This is a genomic window from Caballeronia glathei (assembly GCF_000698595.1).
GTDB classification, from domain to species: domain Bacteria; phylum Pseudomonadota; class Gammaproteobacteria; order Burkholderiales; family Burkholderiaceae; genus Caballeronia; species Caballeronia glathei.
This window is the reverse complement of record NZ_JFHC01000016.1, coordinates 1-18,868: the sequence shown is the minus strand read 5'-3', so window position 1 is coordinate 18,868 and position 18,868 is coordinate 1. Positions and strand designations below refer to the sequence as shown.

Annotated in this window: 20 protein-coding genes; 3 read left to right on the top strand and 17 right to left on the bottom strand. The window is 63.2% G+C overall.

The window, feature by feature from the left end; all coding sequences use genetic code 11:
- Nucleotide 1: 1 nt before the first annotated feature.
- From BG61_RS12600 to BG61_RS12530, 15 genes are all read right to left on the bottom strand, one after another.
- Entirely contained in the window at nt 2–1,471 is a 1,470-nt protein-coding gene (locus BG61_RS12600; RefSeq protein WP_051672463.1) for a pyridoxal phosphate-dependent decarboxylase family protein, read from the bottom strand.
- 822 nt (nt 1,472–2,293) lie between these two features.
- Nucleotides 2,294–3,661 carry an FMN-binding glutamate synthase family protein gene (locus tag BG61_RS12595; RefSeq protein ID WP_035937808.1) on the bottom strand — a complete coding sequence of 456 codons (1,368 nt, stop codon included), beginning with the start codon at nt 3,659–3,661 and terminating at the stop codon, nt 2,294–2,296.
- Nucleotides 3,662–3,677: 16 nt separating this feature from the next.
- The gene (locus BG61_RS12590) at nt 3,678–4,376 is read right to left on the bottom strand and encodes a GltB/FmdC/FwdC-like GXGXG domain-containing protein (RefSeq protein WP_035937809.1); all 699 of its coding nucleotides are present in this window, start codon (nt 4,374–4,376) and stop codon (nt 3,678–3,680) included.
- Nucleotides 4,364–5,272, bottom strand: coding sequence for a class II glutamine amidotransferase domain-containing protein (locus BG61_RS12585; RefSeq protein ID WP_035937810.1), 909 nt, complete (start codon nt 5,270–5,272; stop codon nt 4,364–4,366). Before BG61_RS12585 ends, BG61_RS12590 begins: the two co-directional genes overlap by 13 nt.
- A 58-nt stretch (nt 5,273–5,330) precedes the next feature.
- Nucleotides 5,331–6,659 (bottom strand): type III glutamate--ammonia ligase, encoded by a 1,329-nt coding sequence (glnT, locus tag BG61_RS12580; protein ID WP_035937811.1) that lies wholly within the window; start codon nt 6,657–6,659, stop codon nt 5,331–5,333.
- Nucleotides 6,660–6,743: 84 nt separating this feature from the next.
- Nucleotides 6,744–7,427, bottom strand: coding sequence for a hypothetical protein (locus BG61_RS12575; RefSeq protein ID WP_035937813.1), 684 nt, complete (start codon nt 7,425–7,427; stop codon nt 6,744–6,746).
- Nucleotides 7,424–10,387: a glycine cleavage T C-terminal barrel domain-containing protein gene (locus tag BG61_RS12570; protein ID WP_035937815.1), complete on the bottom strand. Its 2,964-nt coding sequence runs from the start codon at nt 10,385–10,387 to the stop codon at nt 7,424–7,426. Before BG61_RS12570 ends, BG61_RS12575 begins: the two co-directional genes overlap by 4 nt.
- A complete protein-coding gene (locus BG61_RS12565) occupies nt 10,388–10,645 on the bottom strand; it encodes a sarcosine oxidase subunit delta (RefSeq protein ID WP_035937817.1) in 258 nt (85 codons plus the stop codon).
- Between the two features lie 15 nt (nt 10,646–10,660).
- Complete coding sequence (locus BG61_RS12560) at nt 10,661–11,902, bottom strand: FAD-dependent oxidoreductase (protein WP_035937819.1); 1,242 nt, start codon at nt 11,900–11,902, stop codon at nt 10,661–10,663.
- 73 nt (nt 11,903–11,975) lie between these two features.
- Nucleotides 11,976–12,836: a formyltetrahydrofolate deformylase gene (gene purU, locus BG61_RS12555; protein WP_035937821.1), complete on the bottom strand. Its 861-nt coding sequence runs from the start codon at nt 12,834–12,836 to the stop codon at nt 11,976–11,978.
- Nucleotides 12,837–13,162: 326 nt separating this feature from the next.
- Nucleotides 13,163–13,510, bottom strand: coding sequence for a hypothetical protein (locus BG61_RS12550; protein WP_232256391.1), 348 nt, complete (start codon nt 13,508–13,510; stop codon nt 13,163–13,165).
- Nucleotides 13,497–14,060 (bottom strand): hypothetical protein, encoded by a 564-nt coding sequence (locus BG61_RS43955; protein ID WP_035941683.1) that lies wholly within the window; start codon nt 14,058–14,060, stop codon nt 13,497–13,499. Before BG61_RS43955 ends, BG61_RS12550 begins: the two co-directional genes overlap by 14 nt.
- A 36-nt stretch (nt 14,061–14,096) precedes the next feature.
- Nucleotides 14,097–14,237, bottom strand: a complete 141-nt coding sequence (locus tag BG61_RS43270) for a hypothetical protein (protein WP_035937825.1) — start codon at nt 14,235–14,237, stop codon at nt 14,097–14,099.
- 4 nt (nt 14,238–14,241) lie between these two features.
- Complete coding sequence (locus tag BG61_RS12535) at nt 14,242–14,622, bottom strand: hypothetical protein (protein WP_035937827.1); 381 nt, start codon at nt 14,620–14,622, stop codon at nt 14,242–14,244.
- Between the two features lie 75 nt (nt 14,623–14,697).
- Nucleotides 14,698–14,973: a hypothetical protein gene (locus tag BG61_RS12530; protein WP_232256392.1), complete on the bottom strand. Its 276-nt coding sequence runs from the start codon at nt 14,971–14,973 to the stop codon at nt 14,698–14,700.
- 251 nt (nt 14,974–15,224) lie between these two features.
- On the opposite strand from BG61_RS12530, the gene BG61_RS41870 reads away from it, so the two are divergent.
- Nucleotides 15,225–15,455, top strand: coding sequence for a hypothetical protein (locus BG61_RS41870; protein WP_129572264.1), 231 nt, complete (start codon nt 15,225–15,227; stop codon nt 15,453–15,455).
- A gap of 13 nt (nt 15,456–15,468) precedes the next feature.
- Here the strand turns inward: BG61_RS41870 and BG61_RS43265 are convergent, their stop codons facing one another.
- Nucleotides 15,469–16,026: a plasmid fertility inhibition factor family protein gene (locus BG61_RS43265; protein ID WP_051672462.1), complete on the bottom strand. Its 558-nt coding sequence runs from the start codon at nt 16,024–16,026 to the stop codon at nt 15,469–15,471.
- Nucleotides 16,027–16,154: 128 nt separating this feature from the next.
- Entirely contained in the window at nt 16,155–16,556 is a 402-nt protein-coding gene (locus tag BG61_RS12520) for a winged helix-turn-helix transcriptional regulator (protein ID WP_206540586.1), read from the bottom strand.
- Between the two features lie 300 nt (nt 16,557–16,856).
- Between BG61_RS12520 and BG61_RS41865 the strand changes: the two genes are divergently transcribed.
- Nucleotides 16,857–17,051 (top strand): hypothetical protein, encoded by a 195-nt coding sequence (locus BG61_RS41865; RefSeq protein ID WP_129572265.1) that lies wholly within the window; start codon nt 16,857–16,859, stop codon nt 17,049–17,051.
- 571 nt (nt 17,052–17,622) lie between these two features.
- Entirely contained in the window at nt 17,623–18,846 is a 1,224-nt protein-coding gene (locus BG61_RS12515) for a YbfB/YjiJ family MFS transporter (protein ID WP_035937831.1), read from the top strand.
- Nucleotides 18,847–18,868 lie beyond the last annotated feature (22 nt).

Here is an 18,868-nt window from a genome sequence, read left to right as displayed (position 1 = left end):
TTCAGCCGATGGCCGCTGCATCGCGGCGGTCATCGCGCGCGTTCGTCTGACGCCACGCCGCTATCATCGATTCGGCCGAGCGGTCGATGTCGTCCTCCGTCGCCGGCCACGCAATGACCGACACCCGCATCACCTCGCGGTCGCGCCAGCGCATTGCGCCGACATAGCAAACGCCGGCCGCCTGAATCCGTTCGACGGTTGCCAGCGTGAGCGCATCGCGTCTTGCCGGATCCTCGTCGCCCGCTCCGAAGCGCACCGCGAACTGATTCAGTTCGACCTCGTTCAGCACCTCGATGCCCGGCTCCGCGGCCAGTCGCGCCGCCATGCGCCGGCCGAGCGCGCAATGCCGCTCGATCATCTGCGCGATGCCTTGCCGGCCGAACGCGCGCAACAGCGCCCAAAGCGCAAATCCGCGCGCACGTCGCGAGAGTTCGGGGGCATAGTGCAACGGGTCGCGGATCTCGTCGCCGCCGGTTGGCAGGTAGCTCGCGTCGATCGACATGGCGCGCCGGTGCGCGTTTGCATCGCGCACGAACGCGCAGCCGCATTCATAGGGCGCCTGGAGCCACTTGTGCGCATCGGTGGCCCATGAGTCCGCGTCTTCGATGCCGTCGGAAAGCCGCGCTTTCGACGGACATGCCTGCGCCCACAAGCCGAACGCGCCATCCACATGCAGCCATCCGCCGCGCGCATGAGTAAGCGCGGCGATCTCGCGGAACGCGTCGAATGCGCCCGTCACGATGTGGCCGGCCTGCGCAATCACGATCAGCGGACCATTGGCGTCGGCGAGTGCGGCGCCCAGCGCGCCGGCATCCATGCGGCCGGCGGCGTCGACGGGAATCTTCACGACGCGGCGCTCACCGAAGCCCAGGTAGCGCAATGCGGCGAAGACGCTCGCGTGTGCATCGCAGCCGAGGTACACGGTGATGGGCGACGCACCGAACATCCCGTCGGCTTCGACGTCCCAGCCTGCGCGCCGCAGCAACGCGCCGCGCGCGGCCGCGAGGCACACGAAGTTGCTCATCGTCGCGCCGCTCGTGATGCCGACGGAACACTCGCGCGGCAGCCTCAGAATATCGATGAGCCATTGCGCGGCAACCTGCTCGGCCACGGCGCCCGCCGGCGCACCGTGATAGCTGCCGGCGTTTTGCCCCCACATGCTCGTGAGCCAGTCGGCGGCCACGCCCACAGGGTGCGAGCCGCCTACGACCCATCCGAAGAATCGCGGCCCGGCCGTGCCCATCAGGCCTGGCTCAGCTGCCGCGACAAGCCATTCGATGACGTCATCGGCTGGCGAACCGGCCTCGGGCACGGGACCACCGAACGCACGCATCAGGGCATCGAAATTGGCGGCTGCGTTCGGCGCGCGCGTTGCGCGTGCGTCGTCGAACGCGAGAGCGTGGCGATATGCGGCCTCCAGCGCCGCGCGGGCGTCGGTCTTGTTCAGTGAATCGCGTGGATCGCGGGACATGGGTCGTGTTGGTGTTGTTTACGCCGTTTGATGCACCTGGGCTTTCATGAAACCCGGAGTTCTATTGGTCTATTAGCACTGCCCCTGTCCGGGGCGGGACTTACTTTCTTTGGCTAGCGCAAAGAAAGTAAGCAAAGAAAGCAGCTTTTTCAGGCAGCAGCATGCAAGCGCCACAGCACGTGTTGATCAGAGTGGCCTCCCCGTCGGAGCGTCGCCCTCACAATATCACCGGGCTTGGTACGCGGACCCACGGTGTCAATTCGAACTTCCTCGAAGTGGTAAGCGCTCCGTTCAGCTCCGTCCTCGCTTCGCTCCGACGCAGGGCAAGCCACAACCGATTGCTCCGCTTCGCATGGGCTTGCCGCTCACCCCAATTCACCACCCGCTTCACCCGACGTCTGAGCGCAGCGAAGACGGATGTATGACGGCTGTGCCTGTCTGTTATACACCGAGTTGGCGCAGTGGGTCTGCGTACCAAGCCCGGCGAATGACATGAGGGCGACGCTCCGGCGGGGAGGCCACTCCGAACAACACGTTCTGTGGCGCTTGCATGCTGCTGCCTGAAAAAGCTGCTTTCTTTGCTTACTTTCTTTGCGCTAGCCAAAGAAAGTAAGTCCCGCCCCGGACAGGGGCAGTGCTAATAAACCACTACGAAAACAAGTTTTATAGAAGCACGAGCGCATCAAGCGGTGTACACAAAACCCCCTACCGCGCTGGCACTTGCCAGAACGGCTGCGCCGCGCGTCGCGAGCGCCGTCACGCGCTCGCGAAACCGCTCGCGCAAGCGTCGCGCGAGCTGCCTTCCATCGATGATCCGTGCGCTCATCGCGAGCCGTTGAAGCCGGGAATCCAGTTCGTGCCCGCGAGCGGAACACGCGCCATCGCCGCGGCTTCGACGGTCAGCGCGACCAGGTCTTCGGGCTCCAGATGATGCACGTTCTGCTTGCCGCAGGCGCGCGCGATGGTGGTCAACTCCATGTTCAGCGTCTTCAGGTAGTTCTTCAGCCGCTTCGCCCCCACCTCCGGTTGCAGACGTTCCTGCAGCTTGGCGTCCTGCGTCGTGATCCCGACCGGGCACTTGCCGGTGTGACAGTGATGGCAATAGCCGGGCGCGGTGCCGAGGTTCGCGTATTCGTCGAGGGCCGACACGTGCTGGCCGCCCTGCACATACGTCGAGCTATTGCAGCCGAGCGACACGAGCACGCCCTGCCCGATCGCCACGGCGTCCGCCCCCATCGCCAGCGCCTTCGCTATATCGGCGCCGCTGCGAATGCCGCCCGAGACGATCAGTTGCACCGTGCCCTTCATGTTCAGGTCTTCGAGTGCATCGACGGCCTGACGCAGCGCCGCGAGCGTGGGAATGCCCACGTTCTCGATGAAGCACGTCTGGGTCGCCGCCGTGCCGCCCTGCATGCCGTCGACGACGATCACGTCAGCCCCCGCATGGACCGCGAGCTTCACATCGTTGAACGTGCGCGTCGCGCCCACCTTCACGTAGATCGGCGTTTCCCAGTCCGTGATTTCGCGCAGTTCCTGGATCTTGATCAGCAGATCGTCAGGACCCGTCCAGTCCGGATGACGCGATGCCGAACGCTGGTCGATCCCTTCCGGCAACGTGCGCATCTTCGCCACGCGCGGCGAAATCTTCTGGCCGAGCAGCATGCCGCCGCCACCCGGCTTCGCGCCCTGACCGATCACGACTTCGATCGCGTTGGCCTTCCTCACGTCGTCCGGGTTGAAGCCGTAGCGAGACGGCAGGCATTGATAGACGAGCGTCTTCGACGACAGGCGCTCTTCCTGCGTCATTCCGCCGTCGCCCGTCGTGGTGGACGTGCCCATCTCCGTCGCCGCGCGTCCGAGCGCTTCCTTCACGTTCGCCGACAGCGCGCCGAAGCTCATGCCCGCGACGGTGATCGGGATCGCGAGTTCGATCGGCTTCTTCGCGAAGCGCGTGCCGAGCACCGTCTTCGTCGTGCACTTCTCGCGATAGCCTTCCAGCGGATAGCGCGAGAGCGACGCACCGAGGAACAGCAGGTCATCGAAATGCGGCACGCGGCGCTTGGCACCCAGGCCGCGGATCTCATAGAGACCGTGCGCCGCTGCGTTCTGGATGTAGTCGATCGTCTTGCGGTCGAAGCCCCAGGATTCTTCGGTGGCGATGTGCTTCATGTGTACGGGCTTGATTTCCATGGCGAGGATCCTTGGGTCAATATTCCTGGTTCGCGTCCGCGTTCCAGTGATACAGAGAACGAGCGGAAGCGATGCGCTTGAAATCTTTCGGATCGAACTCCGCGAAGGCCGGCCCGGACGCGCGCAGCAACTGCGCGACGGCTTCGACATCGGCGCCCGTCATCGGCTCTTCGCGCGCATCCGCGCCAAGCGACTTGATGTTGCCGCGCACGTAGAGCACGGCCTCGTAGAGCGAGTCGCCGAGCGCATCGCCCGCGTCGCCGCAGACCACGAGCCGCCCCGCCTGCGCCATGAAGGCCGAGAAGCTGCCGACCGACCCCTTCACCACGACGTCCGCGCCTTTGAGCGAGATCGCGCAGCGCAGCCCCGCGTCGCCTTCGATGACGAGCAGCCCGCCATGCGCCGACGCGCCCGCCGCGTTCGACGCGAAGCCCTTCACGTGCACGCGCCCGCTCATCATGTTTTCGGCGACGCCGGTGCTCGCGCTGCCCGCGATGGTCACCTTCGCCTCCTTGTTCATGCCGGCCGCGTAGTAGCCCGCGTGACCATCGATCTCGATCTCGATCGGCAGGTTCATGCCGACCGCGATGTTGTGTGCGCCGTCTGGGTTGCTGATACGCACCACACGGGTGCCACGGCCAGCGGCGTCCTTGTGAAGGAAGCGGTTGACCTCCGTCACCGGCGTCTTCGACAGGTCAAAGTTCATACTTTCCATACGTACATCTCCTCAGGGGCCGGTTCGAACACGCGTGCATGCTTGATGTCGGGCAGATGCGCCAGCGAGCGGAACTCCGAGGCGATCGCGACGAAGTCGTCGGTCTCAGCGACAACGGCGGGCTTGCAGGCGAACGGGTCGCGGATCAGCGCGAGCTTGTCGGGCGTTCCCATGAGAAACGTGTAGAAGCCGTCGAGCTGCTCGAAGCCTTTTTGCAGCGCCACTTCGAGATCGTCGCCTTCGCGCAGGCGGTATTCGAGGTAACGGCACGCGGCTTCGGTGTCGTTGTCCGTGTCGAAACGGATGCCGTGCGGCTCGAGCATGCGGCGTACGCCATACGGGTTCGAAAGCGAACCGTTATGCACGAGGCAGAAGTCTTCTCCCGCCGTGAACGGGTGCGCGCGATCCGGCGTAACCGCCGATTCCGTCGCCATCCGCGTATGCCCGACGAGGTGCGTGCCGGTCAGGCCGCTGAACGCGTAGCGCTCCGAGACTTCCCCTGGTGTGCCGACATCCTTGTACAGATCGATTGCCCGCCCGGTCGACAGAATGTGCAGCTTTGGATGATGCTCCTTGATCCAGCGCTTCACCGTTTCCGGCGAGAAGCCGACGCTCAGCACGGCGTGGTTGCCCTTCGCTTGAAGCGTCGCCTTCGCGCTGAGATGCAGGTTCAGTTCGTGAACGAGACCGTGCCAGTTGAAGTCCTCGCCGTCATCGGCGAGGCCTGAGTACAGGCTGATCTTGCGTACGCTCTCGTCGACCGGTTCGGTGAACACCGCGAGGCCTGCGGAGTCCGGGCCGCGTTCGGTCATGCCGATCAGCATGGGCACCATCAATTCGCCGAGCCGCTCGCGCAGCTCCGGCTTCTTGACGAGTAATCCGACAATTCCACACATGGGTTTTCTCCTGCGCGCGTTACCCGCGCTCAATGATTCAAGGGGACTGGTCCGTTGCTTAGAAAAATTCGAGGTAAGACTTCTGTTCCCAGTCGGACACATGGCGCATGTACTCGATCCACTCCATGTGCTTGAGACGCAGGAATTCGCCGCCGGCCGGGCCGAGCGCCTCGCGCAGCAGCTCGTCCTGCTCCAGCGCATGCAGCGCGGCCTGAAGGTTCTGCGGCAGGATGCTGATGCCGTGGTCGCGCAACTGCTGCGGCGTCTGCTCGTACAGGTTCAGGTTGCACGGCTCGCCCGGATGCAGGCTGTTGCGCACGCCGTCGAGGCCCGCGGCAATCACCGCTGCGGTCGCAAGATACGCATTGCAGGCGGCGTCGGGCAGGCGCAGCTCGATCCGTCCACCCGGAATGCGGACCATCGAGGAGCGGTTGTTGTTGCCGTAGCTGATATACGCCGGGGCCCACGTTGCACCCGTCAGCGAGCGGCCCACCACGAGACGCTTGTACGAATTGACGGTCGGCGCGCAGATCGCAGTGAGCGCGGCCGCGTGCTTCAGAAGGCCCGCTGTCCAGTGATACGCCAGCTTCGACAGTCCGAGGCCGTAGTCGTCGTGATCGTCGGCGAAGAGATTGCGCTCGCCATCCGAGAGCGACATGTGCATGTGCATGCCGTTGCCCGGGCGGTTCGCGAACGGCTTCGGCATGAACGAGCAGATGAGGCCCAGGTCGTTCGCGATTTCCGATGCGGCCATCTTGAAGAACACGTAGTTGTCGGCGGACTTCAGGCACTCCGTGAACGTGTAGTTGATTTCGAACTGGCCGTTCGCGTCTTCGTGATCGATCTGGTAGACGTCGATACCCGCCTTGATCAGCGACTCGCTCAGCCGTTCGAGGAATTCACGCGAACGCGAGAGGCCCTTGTAGTCGTAGCACGGCTTGGGCAGGGCGTCGGTTGCATCGCATGGCACGATGCTGCCGTCGTCGAGCTTGCGCAACAGCGAAAACTCGGGCTCGAGGCCGGTGTTCAGGATCCAGCCGTGTTCCTCGAGGCGCTTCACCTGCTTCTTCAGGGTAACGCGGCTTTCGAAATCCCACGGCTTCTTTTCCACATGACCGTCGCAGACGATGCGCGCGTAGCCCGGCTGCCACGGCACCAGCTGCAGCGTGTCGATGTCGCCGACCGCCATGAAGTCCGCGCCTTGCGGATCGATGCCGAGACCCCACACCGCGAAGCCCGCAAATCCCGCACCATTCTTCAGGATCATGTCCAGATGCGCGGCCGGAACGGACTTGGTCTTCGCGACACCGTGGATGTCGACGAATTGCGCGAGGATGTACTTGATGTCGTTGTCTGCGAGAAACTTCTTGGCTTCTGCGGGGGTCATGTCGATTGTCCTCAAGCGTCATGGGTGCGATGTCGGGAAGGCCGGGTCGCCACTCGGGCGTGCTCCTGGCCAACTGTCACTTGCCTACCGGGATGCTGCCTGGTCGATTTCGGTGATCGTGGCGAGACCGACCGGCCCGCCACCCAGCTCGGCAGCGATGCCGGCAAGGGTTTCCCACAAGTAGTGACCGTAGGTGCCGTCGGCCCACAGCCGCAAGTAAGGCCGACCCATCCGCTCGCCCGGCAACACGGTGACGGCGACACCCGCCATCGATGTGAGCACCACCGGTCTTGCTTCCAGATCGAGTGCGCGAAAGTTGAAGCTGCACGTCTGCAGCAGCAACTCGTGCAGCGCTTCCCCGGCGAGCGCCAGCGCCAGATCCTGGCGCAGCACCGGGTAGACACGCAGCGCCGGTTCGCGATGGGCCAGCTTCGCCGAGGTCCGGCCATTCAGGCCGTCCTCGATCAGGTATTCGGTCAGGCCAAGGCGTGCGATGAAGCCGCCGCCCGCCAGAGGGTTCCATGAGTTCGGCGCGTCCGGAACCGGCAGCCCCTGCTCGCCGAGCCACGCCGATGCGCCCTGCCCCTTGAACCCCACACGGTGCAGATGCGATACATCGGCGATGCCGAGAATCTCCGCACGGGTCCTTTCGTCGCCGCCGAAGCGCTCGGCGACCTGCATGCTTTCGAGTACGCGCCACTCTGCATGGGCAGCGTGCTGTGCGTCGTGCGCGGGACTGCGGCGCAACGCGGAAAAATGGGCGCTCATGCGGTCTCCTTCTTCAGTGCCGCCGGTTTCGAAGAGGCGGCGTCTTTCTGGCGCAGGTTTTCTGGGTCGTAGAACGGAATCGGGACCACGGTGGCGGCGACCATGCGGCCATCGGTGAGCCGGAACCTGATGCGCGTGCCGGGCGCCGCAAGCGACGGCTTCACGAACGCAAGACCGATCGTCCTGTTCAGCGTCGGGCTGAAGGACACGCTCGTCGCGCGGCCGGCGATCTCGGCACCATCGATCACGAGGTGGCATTCGCGCAGCCCCGGGTCGTTCACGCCTTCGTCGAGGGCGAAGCCGACGCTGCGCTGCTGGACCGGCTGCTTGTCTATGACTTGCAGACTGCGCTTGCCCACGAAGAACGGCTTGTCCATCTTTACGGCCCATTCCATGCCCGCATCGCGTGGTGTCGTCAGACCGTCGGTATCCTGACTCACGATCGCGTGGCCTTTTTCGAGGCGCAGGAGCCGCTGCGCTTCGACGCCGAACGGCCGCACATCGTATTGCGCGCCCGCGGCCAGCAGGGTCTCCCACAGTGCCGCACCGTACTCGGCCGGAATGTGAATCTCATAGCCCCATTCGCCGACAAAGCCCACGCGCATCAGTCGTGCCGGGACGCGGTGCTCGCCGAGGGCGACCCCCGTCACGCGGATGCCGAGAAACGGGAACGCTTCCGAGGACAGGTCCAGATCGACGAGCTTCTGGAGCACGGCGCGCGCGTCGCGCCCCGCGAGATTCACCGCCGCATAAGCGCCCGTCACGTTGACGATGCCGCAATCGAGACCCCAGATCGTGTTCAGCCGCGACAGTTCGCGATAGATCCCGGCCGCGCCCGACGTGGTGGTCGTGAAGTAGAAGTGGTCGTCGGCGAGCCGGGCGATCACGCCGTCGTCGATCACGACGCCCGATTCGTCGCACATCAGCGCATAGCGCGTCATGCCGGGCTTCAGGCCCGCGTACTTCGACACGTACACGCGTTCGAGAAACTCCGCGGCCTGCGGCCCGCGCACTTCGAGCTTGCCGAGGGTCCCGACATCGATGATGCCGACGCCGTTGCGCACCGCATGCACTTCCTCGTGAATGCAGGTCAGCCGGTCCTTGCCTGCCACCGCGTAATACTCGGGGCGCTGCCATACGCCCGCCGGCATCCATACCGCATCGAGCTTCGCATGCTGCGTGTGCAGCGGCGTGCGGCGTTCGGCGTTGAAGCCGCGTCCGGCGAGCAGCGCCATCGGCACCGGATGAAAGAACGGACGCGCCGTGGTCGTTCCGACCTGTTGCGGCTCCTTGCCCGTGAGCCGCGCGAGAATGCGCAGGCCATTCATATTCGAATGCTTGCCCTGGCTCGGCCCCATGCCGTTGGTCGAGAAGCGCTTGAGCAGTTCGATGTTGTCGAAGCCTTCCTGCACGGCGTTTTCGAAATCCTTCAGCTGCAGGTCTTCATCGAAGTCGACGAAATTCTTGCCCTGCGCGTGTGCCACGATCGGCCACGGGTGAGACGGCGACTCCGGCTCCGCCGAAGGCGCGATTGCCGTGGCACGGCTCGCTTCGGAACCCGCCCCGCAGTGAAGCGCGGCCAGCACGCCGGCACGGCGCCCATCCTGCAGCTTGTTGTCGAAGGTGAAGACGCCGTTCACGCGGCCGCAGGCGAACACGCCCGCGGGCAACTGGTCCGGCACGAACTGCTCGACCGGCTTTTCATAGCGCATCCGGGTGCCCGCCTGATAGAGCAGGTTCGCAGCGGGCGCCCAGCCGACGCTCATCAACAGCGTGTCGCAGGAAATGTGCTTTGTGCGCGTCGCGGGCACCGGGCCGCCATCCGGCGCGAACGGACCCACGCGAACGCTCGCGAGACGCGTGCCAGCGGAATTCGCGATTCCTTCGATCACGCAACTCGAACCCAGGACCTCGACGCCGCGCGCTTCCAGTTCGCGCCCCAGGTCGCCAAAGCGGTGCGACGCCCGCAGATCGACGACGGCCGCAACCGCGACGCCGCGCGCCAGCATGTCGAGCGCGGCGCGGTATCCGTCCGCGTTCGCTGTCAGCACGACAGCGCGCTCGCCGGGACGCACCGCGTAACGGTAAGCGAGGCGTTGCGCCGCCGAGGCGAGCATCACACCCGGCAGGTCGTTGTTGCGGAACACCGCCGGCTGCTCGAAGGAACCGGTCGCCATGATCACCGCCCTGGCGCGCATCTTCGTGATGCGCGTGCCATCGACGAGCGGCACCCAGTGGTCCGCGTAATACGCCGCTGCGAGCGTGCCCGTCATCACGCGGATGCGAGGATGGTTGCCCACTTCGGCGTCGAGCTGGCGCATCGCCTGATAGCGCGAATCGTCGCCGCCGAACTGGTAAGTGCCGCTGCCGCCGGAGCGCGCGTTCTCGTCGACGATCACGACATCCGCGCCCTGCTCCGCCGCCGCGAGCGCCGCCGACAGACCGGACGGACCCGCGCCGATCACGAGCACGTCGCAAAACCCATAGCGCTTCGGCGTGCGGATATGCGGCGCGCTGAAATCGACCTTGCCGAGTCCCGACATGTTGCGGAACATGCGCTCCCAGCGCGGGAACCAGCGCTTGCTATAGAACGCCTTGTAGTAGAAGCCGACCGGCAGGAACGGCGCGAGCTTGCCGATCCAGCGGCCACGGTCGGCCGCCACGCCACCGAACGTATTGACCGAGGTCCAGTTGCCGCCGCTCGCGAGTTCCGTGACATCGGCGCGCACGTTGATGCGCGCGCCGTCCTGCACCATCGCGTTCACGTCGTGATTCGCAAGCGACAGCACGCCGCGCTGACGGTGATACTTGAAGCTGCGCCCGAGCACCGTTACGTCGGAAGCCCACAGCGCGCTCGTAATGGTGTCGCCGGCGAAACCCTTGTAGCGCCGGCCTTCGTATGAGAAGTTGAGTTGCTTGTCGCGCGCGATCCATTCGCCTGCGTGGGGAGCCAAACGCATTTACGCCTCCTCGCCATTCAAGTAAGTGCGGACCACGCGATCCAGCGCCGTATCGCGCTCGGCAATGAACCAGGTGTTGCTCGGCGTGTGGCACCACCATTCCTTTTTCATGCCCGGTGCGCCGTTTCGGCAGAAGACGTAGTCGGCCCATTGGTCGTCGGTTGCGGTGCCCGGGTCGGGCATCGCGCGCAATTCGCCCCAGTACGCGAATTCCGACACGGGCCGCGCACCGTTCACCGGGCAGGTCATGATCTTCATTGCTCGTCTCCTCGATCAGTGGCCAACGGACGCCGCGCCCTTCTCGCCCGTCAGCGAGAACTCACGGAAGCGATCGAGCGTGAAGCCCGTGATGAGCGGATGGTTCGTATCGTTCACGACAGTGTGCGACATGGTCTTGCCGCAAATCGGCGTTGCCTTGAAGCCCCACGTTCCCCAGCCGGAATCCAGATAGAACCCTTCAACCTGTGTCTTGCCCATGATCGGCGCGAAATCGGGCGTCATGTCGGCCATGCCGGCCCATTGACGCATCACCTTCACCTGCGAGAGGAACGGGAACATCTCGAGCATGTGAGCCGTCAGTCCCTCGACGAAATCGAGTGTCGAGCGCGTCGAATGCAGTTCGTACGGATCGAGCGACGCTCCCATCACGAGCTCACCGCGCGCCGACTGGCTGATGTACACGTGCAGGCTTCCCGAGACGAGAATCGGGTCGAGCCACGGCTTGAGCGGCTCGCTCACCATCGCCTGCAGCGGATGGATGTAGATCGGCGTGCGCACGTCGACCATATCCGTGATGCGCGGCGTCGAGCCCGCGACCGCGCACAGCACCTTGTTGGTCGAGATATAACCGCGCGAGGTCTTCACGCCCTTGACCTTGCCCCCGGCGACGTCGATGCCGAGCACCTCCGTCTGCTGGTGAATTTCGACGCCGCGCTGATCCGCGCCGCGCCCGTAACCCCACGCCACCGCGTCGTGCCGGGCAACCGATCCGGGCGCGTGATAGAGCGCTCCGAGTATCGGAGCAACGCCGCCGCACGAGAGGTCCATCATCGGCGCAGACGCCTTCACTTCCTTCGGGCCGACCACTTCCGAGTCCACCCCGTAGTGCTTGTTCACCTCGGCGCGCCAGCGCATCGTGCGCATCGCGGAGTCGGTATGAGCGAGCGTGTAGTGGCCGCGCGTCGAGTAAAAGAGGTTGAGGTCGAAGTCTTCCGACAGGTCCTGCCACAGCTTCAGCGACGCGTCGTAGAACTGCACGCCTTCGGGCGTCAGATAGTTCGAGCGGATGATGGTCGTGTTGCGCCCGGTGTTGCCGCCGCCGATATAGCCCTTCTCCAGAACCGCGACGTTGGTGATGCCGTGCTCGCGGGCAAGATAGTAGGCGGATGCGAGACCATGGCCGCCAGCCCCGATAATCACAACGTCATAGGAACGACGCAGACTGTCATGCTGCGTGAACATCCTCGGCTCGGGATGCTTTTTCGACATCGCGAAACGCGCGAGACGCCATGGCATATCTCTCTCCTTGTGCAGCCCTTCGCGGCGCGGGGCTTCTTGTGGATTCCGACTGGGGGGACGATTCGCGCAGCTAGCGCAGCACCACCGTCTTGTTGCCGTGTATCAGCACGCGGTCTTCGAGGTGGTAGCGCAAACCCCGTGCCAATACGGCCTTTTCGATGTCGCGGCCAAGGCGCACGAGATCGTCCGGACGATCGGAATGACGCACCCGGATCGTGTCCTGTTCGATGATCGGACCTTCGTCGAGGTCTTCTGTCACGTAGTGGCAGGTCGCGCCCGTCAGCTTCACGCCGCGCGTATACGCCTGGTGATACGGCTTCGCGCCGACGAAGCTCGGCAGGAACGAATGGTGGATGTTGATGATCCGGCCCGGGTACGCGCGGCACAGCTTCGGCGACAGCACCTGCATGTAGCGCGCAAGCACCATCGTGTCGGCACGCGCGTCTTCGAAGAGGCTCTGCACTTCGTCGTACGCCGCCTCCTTGTTATCCGGCGTGACCGGCACGTGATGAAAGGGGATGCCGTGCCATTCCACGAAACTGCGCCACGTGTCATGGTTCGAAATCACGCACGGGATGTCGATGTCGAGCTCGCCCGCCTTCCAGCGCGCCAGCAAATCGTAGAGACAGTGTTCGAGCTTCGACACCAGGATCACGACGCGCTTCTTCACCGAGTGATCGGCAACCTTCCACGACATCTGGAATTCACGCGCGATACGCTCGAAGCGATCGCGGAACTGGTCGATGCTGATCGACAGCGAATCGGTCGCAATCTCATGGCGCATGAAGAAGCGGTTTTCGATTTCGTCCGCATGGTGCGAGGCTTCAATGATCCAGCCATGATGCTCGGCCAGGAACGTGCTTACAGTGGCCACGATGCCGATGCGGTCAGGACACGACAGGGTCAGCGTAAAGCGGCGAGGTGGTGACATGGGGCTCTCGGCTTTGTCTTTGGTGAGGTGTTGATGCAAGGTAACCACGCGAAAAGAGGCTGTCAATGACACTAAACTCTTTTTCCTGATAGGAAACACCTTATGAGTACCCATTCGTGGGTAGGGCGACAAAAAAAGCGCTCACATGGGGGAAGGCGGCGGACTCGCAACGCTCGGCTGGCCGGGACGAAATTGCGGGAAGAATCGCGCTGGCCTTTACTTCGTGTCGCTGAAGAAGGCCATGCAAGCGCCCAGGCAATTGCCGTTGCGGCATGGCCAGGGCGTACTGTGCTTGTCGGGAACGACGCGCGAGGGGCGCGGGTGGGCTAGGTGGCTTGAGCCTGCAGACGATGCCTGAACAGCGCCCAGCGATAGCGCGCGATCATATAGGCATCCAGCGCGGCTATCGCGTAGATGAAGAGCCCGCCCGCGTGCCGGCCAACGAACGATCGTCCCGGAGCCGCGAGCTCCATCGTCACGAACCCGAGCGAGAGCATGAAGAACACCATCGTCAGTGCGCGGGTGGGCATCCCGTTGAGCACCTGTCCCGCGCCTGGCAGGAGCACGGCGGCGCCCAGCACGAGATAGGGATGCAGCGGCCGCCGAAGGGGCGGCGCTGGCGCGCCGGGCCTCTTGTCGCGTGCGGATGGCGGCATCGATTTACGCTTGCGCATGAGCGCCTCCTCTCACGAGATCGGCGCACACCGCCACGGCCTGATCGAGTATCGACTTGAGCAGTACCGCTGGCACGTGAGCTTCCCGAAGCGCGGCAGAGCGCAGCACCAGATACTCGCTGCGATCCGCGCTGTGCGCCTGATAGACGATTCTCACGCCGTGCCGCGTGACCAGCAGTTCCTTCGAGCGCGGATCGTCGAAGATCGTCCTGACATGAGGATCGAGCAGGCCTAGCGGAAGTTCGGCGGCGGGCCGGTCCGCCATCAACGGGCCGATGATGTGCTTCGCCTGCGTGTACTGGCCGCCCGCGGCGGCAACCGTCGACGTCACTTCGGAATCGATCATGGCAACGCATGTGTACAGCAGGCCGATGATCCAGCATGCGATCAGCGACCCATACGCGCCGCCTTTCGCAACCGAGAAATTCCATCCCATGAATTCGCCGACAAGGACGATCCCGACGCCGAGCGCCCACACGTGAATCGGCCCCAGCACTTTCAGCAGCGCGATTCGCTCGCCTGTCTGCCCTGCCACTGCTGCTTCACTCATGAACAGCTCCTGAACGGGTTGAACTGGCGGATGCGGCTACTCCTTCCCTTCGGTCGAACTCATCAGAAAATCGTCGTCGTATTGACGGCGGACCCTGAGCGCGTCGATCAGAATCCACAGGAACAGCAGGATCGACACGGCCCAAGCCGCATGACTCAGCAATGGCCAGAGGTTCATCGATTTACTCCTGAAATTTCTCGGCGATCACCTGGCGGTATTGCCGCTCGGACACGCGCAGGACGAACACGAAATAGCTCAGAATAGCGAGCGCGGTCACGGTCAATGAAACCGGCTCGATCTCATAGTTGAACTTGCTGGTGACGATGGGTTTTGCTTGCTCGCTGCCGTAGCCGAGCTTGCGCCACTGCGCTTCCATCGCAGCATTCTGGCCAAGCTCGCGCCAGGACACCTGCGTCTTTACCGCATCGGCCTGAACCGGCTTATCCGGCGCCTTCAGGAGAAGCGGAGCGAGCAGGCTGCAGTACACCAGCACAAGCAAAAAGATACTGTCGACCAATTGGCCGAAGCCTTTCTGCACCGGAGGAACGTATTCGGCCGCCATGCGAGTGCCCTCTTCGATTGGCAATTCAGTTGAAACTGCGGGAATGCTTCGGGGGTAAAGCAGACACGCTACGCGTCAGGGCCGCGCGAGCGCCTCGTCCTTCATTTCGGCAGATTCGGCCTTGCTCGCGCGGTTCTCGTCGAGATGGCGGATATCCAGACCGTAGATGTGATCCTTGTCGTCCTTGTAGTGCCGCACCATCGCGAGAATCGACGCGGTATTGAAAACGAGCACCGCCCCGGCACCGATGGAAAGCGCGACACGCACTGCCGGATCGGTGGTGTAAGCCGTGACCGCGACGTACACGTAACCCAGCGTGACCCATAACAGCAGCAAGGCGATGCGCGCCATGCGCCGATCCCGGACAAACATTCCATTGATGCGTTTTCGCATTGCTTGGTCCATCTCGACAACCTCCTCGATCGTGCCGGTTGACGCGGCGGATTGGACAGCCCGGGCAGGCAGGCGGATACGGGTGTTTCAGGACGACCCTGCTGGATTCCCTTGCATAAAATAAGTTTCCCACCAATATTATGTGTGGGCGGCGGGATGTCAATGCGGTTTGGTGGGTAGATGAACGCCGGGCTTTCGGTCAGCGTGTGATGATCGGCTCGATCCACGCGGAGGGTGAACCTGCTGCCGTTGGTCGATCAACTGTTCTGGCCGGCTATCGCCGCGCGGCAAATCCAGTCCGTCCGACTGTTATCGGCCATTCGCGAGTTGAACTCGTGCGCCACACCGCGCGCACGATGCGCTCGCTCGTCAAAGCGGCGATCGCGCCCGTGTACTTCGAACATGCGTTGAGCCGCAGCCCTTCCGCTTACCGCTCATGATTTGTTTGGCAGACTATCGCGGGACCAGGACATCGAGGGTTTTCCATCCTCCCCCTGGAAGCCCCGCGAGCTCCTGCAGACGATCCGCCTCTCTCACATGACATTCCACGGGGAAATATTTCGCACCGTTGGCAGCCAGCCAAATGGTTCGCGTCACACCGTTTGTGAAGGCGACATAGGGAAACCGATGTTCGTTCCAGCCGACCGTCCTTTCGAACAGCAGCCATTTTTTCTGAATGATCGGATGACGGCGCCGGCCGATTTGGCAACTGATGTCGGCAAGCGGTACGGGGTTGTCCTTGCCGCCCTGGAAGCCTTCCTCGGCATGCTGGAATTTGTCATCCCGACGCCATGTTCTTTCGTGACCGTGAGCTTGTGCAGCGTGCAGGCCGTTTGGCTCGGCGCGCCAGAGGGCGAAGAGCCGGCCAGTGTCGACTTCGACGACAGCGCGCTCTTCGTTGAGGTAGTTGGTCCGACCTGCACACATATAGACGTCACCGGCCTGTGTTGCGATCCTGAACCGTGCGACGGTACTCGAAAAAAGCTGAACCACACTGTCAAAGGTTTGCATGTCGGCTCCGAGCGGCGAAGGTTATTGCCTGTTAACGGCACCGCAGCCGGATTATTTAAGCCAACACACCTGTCAAATAACTGTCTGTCGGACATCTTCCACCAGCCGCCGCCGACGCCCGGGCGATGTCAACACTGACGGGTATTGGGGGACGCTCCCGCTTTTCTTACGTTCATGTCGAAGTAGCGCCGCGACTCCTCGATCTTTTGCCGGTTGGTGGCAGCCCACCTTGCAATCGGTCCGATCGCTTCTTTCAACGAACGCCCGAGCGCCGAGCGCTCATAGTCCACGCGCGGGGGAACGGTCGGATAAATTCTCCGTGTCATCAGGCCGTCACGTTCAAGGTGCCTGAGAGTGACGACCAGCATCCGTTGCGATATGCCGTCTACGGACCGATACAGCTCCTTGAAGCGCATGCACCTGTCTCCCAAAGCCGCCGCGACCTCCGCCGTCCACCTGTCTCCGAGGCGGAAATGAATCTCGCGCGCGAGTTCAAAGTCTCCGGTGTTGTGTCCTTGTGCGTAGTTCACTTGTTTTCCCATGCAAACTGCTGTTGATGATCGATGTGGCCGCGCTCGCCGCTTCGCTAGGCATGGCAGGCTCATGAATGCGCGATGTCGGTCGGCAACGTTCGCACGTTCGTCTCTGTTTCCACAAACTCGCTTCCCGCTCGTTCCGCCTGGTTCGCTGAAGGTCCAGCACCAAACGCAGCAGGGAATCACGTTTTGCAATGCAATCCGGCTCACCCGTGTTCAACCGCTTCTGGCTCAAGCCCGGTCAACACTCCGGGCAAGCCGTGCGCGGGCAGGCAGCAATCGCAGCCTGCAACTTTGCTCACCATCACTTTGATGTCATGGTTCTGCTTGCTCAAGACGCCCGCGGCTAGCCAACCGCCGACCTACGGAACAGCGCTCACCGCGCAAGCGGTCGTGCGGGCCGGTCCTTGCGAACATATTCGCGACGCCGATAACAGCCGCTTCATCCGTTCCTTGATTTCGGCGGTGGCGTTGATTGCCGATCGATGACGCGGATATGGAGGCCGAGCGTGGTGAATTCCTCAGGCGCGATCAGGCGAGTGGCGTGCAACAGTGGCCACGTTATCAACCTTGAATGACGATGATAATGTCGCAAGTCGGCAATTTCATGCTCGATCGTCTCACTTGTCGATCGCTATATGTCTCCACCGTTCGCCCACATCCGCCATCCGTCATGCAGGCCAATTCATGCATCGACGGCCTGCGTGGGCAACCGATGCTGAACACGCTGTCAACGGCGATGTTCGCGCTGATATGGCGACTCGCGCCCTCGCCCGTGAAGAAAATGTCCTTTGCATGGTTTCGTCGACAGACTGGCGCCCGGCGGCACCAGACTGTCGACGAGCTTCGCGGATGTCGATGGGGAAGGCCACCACATAAGTTGACACGAGTGTCAAACTTGATGTTTAATGAGCCTTCCGTGATGTTGTCCTCCAATTCAGGAACCTAAACCTTGATTGCGGATGAGCACGCCGTCAATCATGACATTAGTGTCAAATAAGGCGGAGCCGACGCAATCTGCGGAAACACAATCCTTAATCTTCCATCTGCAGATACCTCCATGACTTCCGACATGGCCTCTCATGCCCCGGAGAAGATAGACCGGGTCCTCATGTGGCGTTACATTTTCGCGGGCCTATGCGCAAGCCTCGACAGCATCGGCCTGGCCCGCTTCGCCTTCACGCCGCTGATCCCCGAGCTCATTCAGGCACACTGGTTCTCCGCGTCCAGCGTGATCTACCTCGGCTCGGCCAACCTGGCCGGCTACGTCTGCGGCGCACTCATCGGCCGGCCCATCGCCTCGCGCGTGGCAAACGGACATGTGCTGCGGTTCATGATGGTGCTGATCACCGCCGCTTTTCTTGCATGCTCGGTACCGCTGTCGTTCGCGTGGTACTTCAGTTGGCGATTCCTGTCAGGCATTGGAGGCGGTGTCGTCATGGTCCTGGTTGCGGCCACCATCCTGCCGCACGTGCCGCCCGCCAACAAAGGCACTGCCGGTGGCGCCATTTTTCTGGGGCTTGGCCTCGGAATTGCCGGTTCAGGGACCATCATTCCCCTGTTGCTCGGCCTGGGGCTGACGCAGACGTGGATCGGCCTTGGCGTCATATCGGCGGCTCTGACCGCGGCCAGCTGGTTTTTCTGGCCCTCGAACAAGCCTGGCGCGAGCGCCCCTCAGCAGCGGACACGCGCCACACAAATCCCGCACTTTGGCAGGGACGTCAAGGTTCTGTATCTGCAATATGCGTTGATGGCCTCGTCCGCCATCCCGCCGATGGTCTTCCTCGTCGACTTCATCGCTCGCGGCCTGGGGCAGGGAACGCAACTGGGTTCGGTCTTCTGGGCCATCTATGGCCTCGGTGCCATTGCAGGTCCGCCGCTGTATGGATATCTCGCGGACCGTTTCGGCCCCGGCACTACCGTCAAGGTGGTGTGTCTCGTCATGGCGGTCGTCCTCGCGACGATGTACACCACCGGCAACGTAGTCATGCTCGGCGTTCTCACGGCCATCATCGGCACTTTTGCTCCAGGCATGGTTCCGCTGGCACTTGCGCGCGTGCATGAACTGAACGTGCACCATTCGAGTCGCCAGAATATTGCCTGGGCTCGCGCCAGCATCATCGCTGCGGCGGCAATGGCGGGCGCCGCGTATGGCTATTCGGCGCTCTTCAACGCCACGGGTGGCAATCACCGCCTGTTGTTCCTGACGGCGGCCGCGACGTTGATCGTCGCGATACTCGCGGGCTTGATCGTCCCAACCGACCCCGGCGAGTCTCAAGCGTAAGCGCCCGGTGATCCCAGGGGTT

Excerpts from the sequence above, each read along its gene's own strand:
- BG61_RS12600 (WP_051672463.1), bottom strand. The coding sequence starts at position 1,471 with ATGTCCCGCGATCCACGCGATTCACTGAACAAGACCGACGCCCGCGCG.
- BG61_RS12595 (WP_035937808.1), bottom strand. The coding sequence starts at position 3,661 with ATGGAAATCAAGCCCGTACACATGAAGCACATCGCCACCGAAGAATCC.
- BG61_RS12590 (WP_035937809.1), bottom strand. The coding sequence starts at position 4,376 with ATGGAAAGTATGAACTTTGACCTGTCGAAGACGCCGGTGACGGAGGTC.
- BG61_RS12585 (WP_035937810.1), bottom strand. The coding sequence starts at position 5,272 with ATGTGTGGAATTGTCGGATTACTCGTCAAGAAGCCGGAGCTGCGCGAG.
- glnT (WP_035937811.1), bottom strand. The coding sequence starts at position 6,659 with ATGACCCCCGCAGAAGCCAAGAAGTTTCTCGCAGACAACGACATCAAG.
- BG61_RS12575 (WP_035937813.1), bottom strand. The coding sequence starts at position 7,427 with ATGAGCGCCCATTTTTCCGCGTTGCGCCGCAGTCCCGCGCACGACGCA.
- BG61_RS12570 (WP_035937815.1), bottom strand. The coding sequence starts at position 10,387 with ATGCGTTTGGCTCCCCACGCAGGCGAATGGATCGCGCGCGACAAGCAA.
- BG61_RS12565 (WP_035937817.1), bottom strand. The coding sequence starts at position 10,645 with ATGAAGATCATGACCTGCCCGGTGAACGGTGCGCGGCCCGTGTCGGAA.
- BG61_RS12560 (WP_035937819.1), bottom strand. The coding sequence starts at position 11,902 with ATGCCATGGCGTCTCGCGCGTTTCGCGATGTCGAAAAAGCATCCCGAG.
- purU (WP_035937821.1), bottom strand. The coding sequence starts at position 12,836 with ATGTCACCACCTCGCCGCTTTACGCTGACCCTGTCGTGTCCTGACCGC.
- BG61_RS12550 (WP_232256391.1), bottom strand. The coding sequence starts at position 13,510 with ATGCGCAAGCGTAAATCGATGCCGCCATCCGCACGCGACAAGAGGCCC.
- BG61_RS43955 (WP_035941683.1), bottom strand. The coding sequence starts at position 14,060 with ATGAGTGAAGCAGCAGTGGCAGGGCAGACAGGCGAGCGAATCGCGCTG.
- BG61_RS43270 (WP_035937825.1), bottom strand. The coding sequence starts at position 14,237 with ATGAACCTCTGGCCATTGCTGAGTCATGCGGCTTGGGCCGTGTCGATC.
- BG61_RS12535 (WP_035937827.1), bottom strand. The coding sequence starts at position 14,622 with ATGGCGGCCGAATACGTTCCTCCGGTGCAGAAAGGCTTCGGCCAATTG.
- BG61_RS12530 (WP_232256392.1), bottom strand. The coding sequence starts at position 14,973 with ATGGCGCGCATCGCCTTGCTGCTGTTATGGGTCACGCTGGGTTACGTG.
- BG61_RS41870 (WP_129572264.1), top strand. The coding sequence starts at position 15,225 with ATGATCGGCTCGATCCACGCGGAGGGTGAACCTGCTGCCGTTGGTCGA.
- BG61_RS43265 (WP_051672462.1), bottom strand. The coding sequence starts at position 16,026 with ATGCAAACCTTTGACAGTGTGGTTCAGCTTTTTTCGAGTACCGTCGCA.
- BG61_RS12515 (WP_035937831.1), top strand. The coding sequence starts at position 17,623 with ATGACTTCCGACATGGCCTCTCATGCCCCGGAGAAGATAGACCGGGTC.